The 5,361-nt window shown below is 65.0% G+C and carries 8 protein-coding genes and 1 pseudogene; 3 read left to right on the top strand and 6 right to left on the bottom strand.

What is annotated here, in order from left to right; all coding sequences use genetic code 11:
• Window positions 1-17: 17 nt before the first annotated feature.
• The 3 genes from EOA28_RS23810 to EOA28_RS23800 all read right to left on the bottom strand — a co-directional run bounded on the left by EOA28_RS23810 (window position 18) and on the right by EOA28_RS23800 (window position 1,396).
• Complete coding sequence (locus tag EOA28_RS23810) at window positions 18-470, bottom strand: hypothetical protein (protein WP_127251122.1); 453 nt, start codon at window positions 468-470, stop codon at window positions 18-20.
• Window positions 467-649, bottom strand: a complete 183-nt coding sequence (locus EOA28_RS38985) for a hypothetical protein (RefSeq protein WP_189342154.1) — start codon at window positions 647-649, stop codon at window positions 467-469. Before EOA28_RS38985 ends, EOA28_RS23810 begins: the two co-directional genes overlap by 4 nt.
• Before the next feature lie 324 nt (window positions 650-973).
• Window positions 974-1,396 (bottom strand): VOC family protein, encoded by a 423-nt coding sequence (locus tag EOA28_RS23800; RefSeq protein WP_128315336.1) that lies wholly within the window; start codon window positions 1,394-1,396, stop codon window positions 974-976.
• Window positions 1,397-1,491: 95 nt separating this feature from the next.
• On the opposite strand from EOA28_RS23800, the gene EOA28_RS40410 reads away from it, so the two are divergent.
• The gene (locus EOA28_RS40410) at window positions 1,492-1,809 is read left to right on the top strand and encodes a hypothetical protein (protein ID WP_245484131.1); all 318 of its coding nucleotides are present in this window, start codon (window positions 1,492-1,494) and stop codon (window positions 1,807-1,809) included.
• Window positions 1,734-2,267 (top strand): annotated as a pseudogene (locus EOA28_RS41160) (helix-turn-helix domain-containing protein); the annotation flags it as partial. The gene EOA28_RS40410 and the pseudogene EOA28_RS41160, both read left to right, overlap by 76 nt.
• Window positions 2,268-2,348: 81 nt before the next feature.
• On the opposite strand, the gene EOA28_RS23790 reads toward EOA28_RS41160, so the two are convergent.
• The 3 genes from EOA28_RS23790 to EOA28_RS23780 form a co-directional block, all read right to left on the bottom strand.
• Window positions 2,349-3,197, bottom strand: a complete 849-nt coding sequence (locus EOA28_RS23790; RefSeq protein ID WP_127251120.1) for a 23S rRNA (adenine(2030)-N(6))-methyltransferase RlmJ — start codon at window positions 3,195-3,197, stop codon at window positions 2,349-2,351.
• A 58-nt stretch (window positions 3,198-3,255) separates the two neighbouring features.
• Window positions 3,256-3,885, bottom strand: a complete 630-nt coding sequence (locus tag EOA28_RS23785; protein WP_127251119.1) for a hypothetical protein — start codon at window positions 3,883-3,885, stop codon at window positions 3,256-3,258.
• 99 nt (window positions 3,886-3,984) lie between these two features.
• Window positions 3,985-4,650: a TetR/AcrR family transcriptional regulator gene (locus EOA28_RS23780; RefSeq protein WP_127251118.1), complete on the bottom strand. Its 666-nt coding sequence runs from the start codon at window positions 4,648-4,650 to the stop codon at window positions 3,985-3,987.
• Between the two features lie 84 nt (window positions 4,651-4,734).
• Between EOA28_RS23780 and EOA28_RS23775 the strand changes: the two genes are divergently transcribed.
• Window positions 4,735-5,208, top strand: coding sequence for a carboxymuconolactone decarboxylase family protein (locus tag EOA28_RS23775; RefSeq protein ID WP_126061808.1), 474 nt, complete (start codon window positions 4,735-4,737; stop codon window positions 5,206-5,208).
• Window positions 5,209-5,361: the final 153 nt, after the last annotated feature.

Below are 5,361 nucleotides of genomic sequence, written 5' to 3'. Positions count from 1 at the left end.
CTACCCGCCAGCAAATATTACCGCAGCACGCGGCAGCGGCCGTTATAGACCAGCCAGCGGTCGAAGCCCAAGACGCAGAACTCGACATTGTCGCCGATCGAGGCAAAGCCCTGGCCTTCCTCGATCAGATAGAAGATCGAGCGGTCGTGGCCGTCCGACAGGTTGACGGTGGCGCGGCAATAATGGCGGCCGATCGGCCATTCCTCGCTCGCCGGCTCGTAGCGATGCTGGCGGATGTCGCGGAAATCGGTGATCGCGACGTCCGGCAGATGCGGCACGTGATGCACCTGGTAGGAGAAGCGGTCGGTGATCTTGTTCAGCACCCAGCTTTCGCCGCAGACGCTGCCATCGTCGCCGCTGTAGACCGAAAGGTCGGCGGCCTGCGCCGCCTGGGTGAAGCCCAGCGGAGCGGCGTAGGGAGTGGACAGCGCAATCAGCGCGGCAAGAGCGAAATGGGCGAAGCGAGTCATGACAGCCTCTCGAGGTCGGTTGCACGCACTGTGCGGATTCGCTTGGCGGCGGTCAAGCGGTCGCGAAAACAATGGTTTCCGCAAAGCTTCGTTGCGGATTTGCCGGTTGATGAGTAAGTGCCGGCAAGCAGCAGCCCGCCGATGACGGCAATGTTGATCAGGAAGGCGTTGCGCAGCACCTGGCGCTCCGGCTACGCGCTCGCCCAGAAACGCAGCAGCATGAGGTTCGTCGCCAGTGTGAAGATGACCAGAGCGACGGCGGCAAACAGCCGTGCCACGCCGACGGCAAGCAGGGAACCCGCGATGATCTCGATCGTCGAACCGGCGCCAGCACCAGCGCCGGAGCAGGAAATTTCTGCGCGGCCAGATAGTCGCGCATCGCCCCGAATTTCGCGAAGTGCTCGATGCCGGCGAAAACGAACACGCCGCCGATGAGGAGAGCGCCGAGCGCTTGAACGATTTGAACGAGCATGGCGATCTCCTCTCGACGTGCGTGGCTCCGTTCACTCCTCGGGGATGAAGGCTGGGTTGTAGACGACCTCCCACAGATGATCGTCGGGATCCTGGAAATAGCCGGCATAGCCGCCCCAGAAGGTTTTCTGCGCCGGCTTGACCACGCGCGCGCCGGCCTTGACGGCCTCAGCCATCACCGCGTCGACCTCGGCCTCGCTGCCGACATTGTGGCCGATGGTCAATTCGGTCGGGCTGCGGCCGCTTTGCGGCACGGTGGCATCCCAGGCGATGCTGGCGCGCTCGTAGATGGCGAATTTCAGGCCGCCGGCGAGGTCGAAGAAGGCGACGGCGCCATGCTCGAATTCGCGGCCGATGATGCCCTCGGTCGGCAGGCCGAGGCCGTCGCGATAGAATTTGAGGGAGGCTTCCAGATCATCGACGCCGAGCGTCAATACGGTGATGCGAGCTTTCATTTCTCTCACTCCTTTCTATATTCGTGACCACAGTCGCGCACGGATGCGGTCCGATGCGAGCGCGTGAAGCGCCGTGAAGTTCCGTCCGTTTTGCCATGGATGACGCGGCCGGCATTGAATATTTCGGCCAAAATGACCGTCACACCGATCCGGCAACCCCGCTGGAGCAGATCGGAGAGGAGATGGAACCGGTCCTGGCACAGACCACCGGCTTCTTTCGGGAGCGGCCTGCCGCTGGCGTGCTGGCCGACGCCTTCTCCGCCGTCTGGGTCCATCGCATGGACGAGCGGGCTGTTCCCCCTATCGTCATCACACCGGACGCGACGATCGACCTGCAATGGATCGATGCCGCTTCCGTATCGCCGGCCCGGACAAGGAGCCGCAGATCGAGCAGCCTGCCGCTGGGGCGGTGATCGTCGGCTTCCGCTTCCGGCCGGGCGCGGCGGCGGGCTGGCTCGGCGTGCCGGCCGGCGAAATCGTCGGCGGACGGCTTGATCTCGGCGAGCTGTGGAGCACGCGCAGCCGCGAGCTTTCAGACCGGATCAGAGCGACGCCCGACCTCGCCGGTCTGGTTCGGCGCCTGGAGGAGACGATCGGCGCGCACACGGAAGGACGCTCTGCGCTCGACCCGCAGATGGGCCGGGCCTTTGACGTCATACACGAAGGTTTGCCGCCGGGAACGCCGCTGGTTCCGTTCCTGCAACGCCAGTTGCATATGAGCGAGCGGACGCTGCGCCGGCGTTTCGAGGACGCTTTCGGCTATGGCCCGAAGACGCTCGACCGCATCCTGCGCTTCCACCGGTTCCGGCGCATGCAGCGGCAGCAGGGCGAAGCCTCGACCGCGCTGCTCGCCATCGAGGCGGGCTATGCCGACCAGGCGCATCTGATCCGCGAAAGCCGGCGGCTGACCGGCGTGACGCCCTCGGCGTTGGCTTGCGCGAACGCAGGCGCCCTACTCGCCCGCCAGCCAATCAGAACTCCAGCGCGACGGCTGCCGGACGGCGAGCACCTTATGGAGGGCGGGCAACAGGACCTTCAATTCGCCTTCCAGCGTGTAGGGCGGATTGACCACCACCAGCCCGCTGCCGTCGAGGCTGGCCTCATCCGAGGCGGGCCGTATCTCGAAGGCGATGTCGAGCAGCTTCGGAATGCCGGTTTCCTTCAGAGCACCGCGGAAGACCGTCACCGCCCTGCGATCCTTGATCGGATACCAGAGCGCGTAGATGCCACCCGGCCAGCGCCGGTGCGCCTTGCGCAGACCATCGACCAGACGGGAGAACTCGCCTTCCTCCTCGAAGGGCGGATCGATGAGCACCAAGCCGCGCTTTTCCTTCGGCGGCAGTTGCGCGCCCAGCGCCAGCCAGCCGTCGAGCTCGATCACCCTTGCCTGGAAATCGCCGGCAAAAACCAATTTCAGCCGCACGGCATCCTCGGGGTGCAGCTCGATCGCCGTCAGCCGGTCCTGGCTGCGCAGGAGATGGCGAACGATCAGCGGCGAGCCGGGATAATGCTTGAGGCCGCCGTCGGGATTTTGCGCGCGCACCGCTTCCAGATAGGGCTGAAGCAGCGCCGCCGCCTGCGGCTCGAGCGTCGCCTCGGTGAGCCGGCCGATGCCGCCCTGCCACTCGCCGGTCTTGCCGGCTTCGACCGAGGCAAGATCATAGCGGCCAATGCCGGCATGGGTGTCGATGACGCGAAAAGCCTTGTCCTTCTGCTTGAGATATTCGACGAGGCGCGCGAGCACGGCATGCTTGACGACATCGGCGAAATTGCCGGCGTGGTAGGCGTGGCGATAATTCATGCCGGCCTCACTTCAGAGAGCATGATGTCGTCCGAAAACCGCTTCACACTTTTCGGCATCATGCTCGTGGCGAACCGTTGCGGCCCCAGCGCGGCGGTGGCGGCTGCGAATTGGGATTCTGCGGATGGCCTCCGCCGCGGCGGCCGAAGACGAGCGACAGCACCAGTCCGGCAAGGCCGACGCCCATCAGCGTGTAGCCGGCCGGCTCAGCGCGTTCGTCGATCGAGCCGGTGCCGGCGCGCAGGACAAGATCGACCGCGCGCATGTCGATGCCGTCGGCATCGCCGGGACCGACGGTGAAGACGTAAGGGCCGGGCGTGATCCTGTCGATGACGCCGGCCTCGTCGCGAAAGATCTTGTCGGGCAGTTGCGGGCTGGCCTGGCGAGGATTGTCGGTATGGTTTAAGGAGAGCGCCAACGCCAGGGCGGTGCGGCCGCCACTCGCCGCCGTCAGCGTCAGCACCGTGCGCTGCTGGCCCGCGACGCGCTCGGCTCGCGCGGTCAAGTCGACCAGCACCCGCACCGGCGCGTCGCTCGCGGCGAGTTGCACGGTGACCGGCCGGAAGCGGCCGCCCTCATAGACGCGGTAGGTGCCGATCGCATGGCCGGAAAAGTTGCTCATCGCCCAAGGATAGAAGATGCCGACGGCGGCGCCGGCGATGAGGAGAAGGACAGAGAGGAAGCGCATTCAGACCCTTGGCTGTTTTGTTCGGCTAGCGGCTGTCCGCTCTATCTTTTTTTGACGCAATTCCGGACGGAAAACGCCCACACTTTTCCTGGAATTGCTCTAGCGGTCTTCCCCTCGGGCAGCTTCGCGGACTCGCTCCATCTCGTCCAGAAACATTTCCAGGCCAAGCTCGAATGTCTTGTCGAAGCCGGCGCTGCCGAAATAGGCGCCGGCCTTCACAACGCTCGGATAGTCGCGCGCCAGCTCCTCGTCGCTGACCGTGGTGACGGCCGAAGGCCCCTTGGCGTAGCCGGCCGTCTCGTCGAGGATTGCGCCCATCAGATAGTAGCCGGCGGCGCGGAACAGGCGGGCGCTAAGCTCGGGGCCGAAGCCGCCATCCTCGAACAGGCCGATGATGGCGTTGAGCTTGGCAAGGCAGGGCGGCGAGTTCATGCGGTAGACGACGATGAAGGGCGCGAAGGCCGGGTGCTCGGTGGCGACACGGCGGAACTCCTGCATGCCGATGCGGGCCCGCTCGCGCCAGGGCAGATCAGCGCCAGGTATGACGAGCCCGCTCATCTGGCGGTCGACCAGCGCCTCGTAGAGATGCGCCTGCGAGGGAAAGTGGTGATAGATGCTCATCGCCTCGCAGCCGAGCCTGGCGGCGAGCTTGCGCATCGAAAAGCCGGACAGCCCTTCCCGCTCGATCAACTTGAAGGCAGCATCCTCGATCATCTCGCGGGAGAGCTTGCCGCGGGGGCGCTTTCTTTTGCTCGATGCATCCATGGCGGCGCTTGACAACTTACACTGTAAGGTTCATCGTTCGCATACCTTACATCGTAAGGCTAACAAAAACCAGAGGAGAACATCATGTCAGTCATTCGCATCGCCTCAGCCGTGCATTCCTGCCTTCGTTCCGCCTCGCTCATCGCCATCGCGGGCGCGTTTGCCGTGGCGCTCGCATCCGCGCCCGCCCGGGCCGATGACTACGACGCCACCCTCAAGGACATCCAGTCGACGATGGGCGGCGTGCCGAGCTTCGTCAAACAGTTCCCGAAAGCCGGTCTGCCCGGCGCGTGGGCCGAGGTCAAGGCCATCGAGCTCAGCGACAAGACGGCGCTGACGCCGAAGGAGAAGTCGCTGATCTCGCTGGCGGTCGCGGCGCAGATCCCCTGCAGCTACTGCATCTGGTCGGACACCGAGAACGCCAGGCACGCCGGCGCCACCGACCAGGAGATCCAGGAAGCCGTCGCCATGGCGGCGCTGACGCGTCACTGGAGCACCATCTTCAACGGCATGCAGGTCGATTTCGACCAGTTCAAGAAAGAGATGGGCGGAGAATGAGGGCTCAGGCACAAGGTACCGAAGGTGAAAAAATGGCCCGCGGCGACGCGGGCCATTTTGTTGCCACGCTTTGCCGGCCGGCACCGGCGGGATGTCCGGCGGTAAGCCGTCTCGCCCCTTGCGGCAACAGAAAATCCGTGCAAGCGTTCAAAC

Origin of the sequence: Mesorhizobium sp. M2A.F.Ca.ET.067.02.1.1 (assembly GCF_004023285.1) — a bacterium.
Taxonomy (GTDB): domain Bacteria; phylum Pseudomonadota; class Alphaproteobacteria; order Rhizobiales; family Rhizobiaceae; genus Mesorhizobium.
Note: the sequence above shows the minus strand (reverse complement) of the source record. Positions and strands in the feature narration are given on the sequence as shown.

Coding starts and splice junctions, on each gene's coding strand:
- EOA28_RS23790 (WP_127251120.1), bottom strand. CDS start 3,197: ATGAATTATCGCCACGCCTACCACGCCGGCAATTTCGCCGATGTCGTC.
- EOA28_RS23810 (WP_127251122.1), bottom strand. CDS start 470: ATGACTCGCTTCGCCCATTTCGCTCTTGCCGCGCTGATTGCGCTGTCC.
- EOA28_RS23780 (WP_127251118.1), bottom strand. CDS start 4,650: ATGGATGCATCGAGCAAAAGAAAGCGCCCCCGCGGCAAGCTCTCCCGC.
- EOA28_RS23785 (WP_127251119.1), bottom strand. CDS start 3,885: ATGCGCTTCCTCTCTGTCCTTCTCCTCATCGCCGGCGCCGCCGTCGGC.
- EOA28_RS23775 (WP_126061808.1), top strand. CDS start 4,735: ATGTCAGTCATTCGCATCGCCTCAGCCGTGCATTCCTGCCTTCGTTCC.
- EOA28_RS23800 (WP_128315336.1), bottom strand. CDS start 1,396: ATGAAAGCTCGCATCACCGTATTGACGCTCGGCGTCGATGATCTGGAA.
- EOA28_RS40410 (WP_245484131.1), top strand. CDS start 1,492: ATGGATGACGCGGCCGGCATTGAATATTTCGGCCAAAATGACCGTCAC.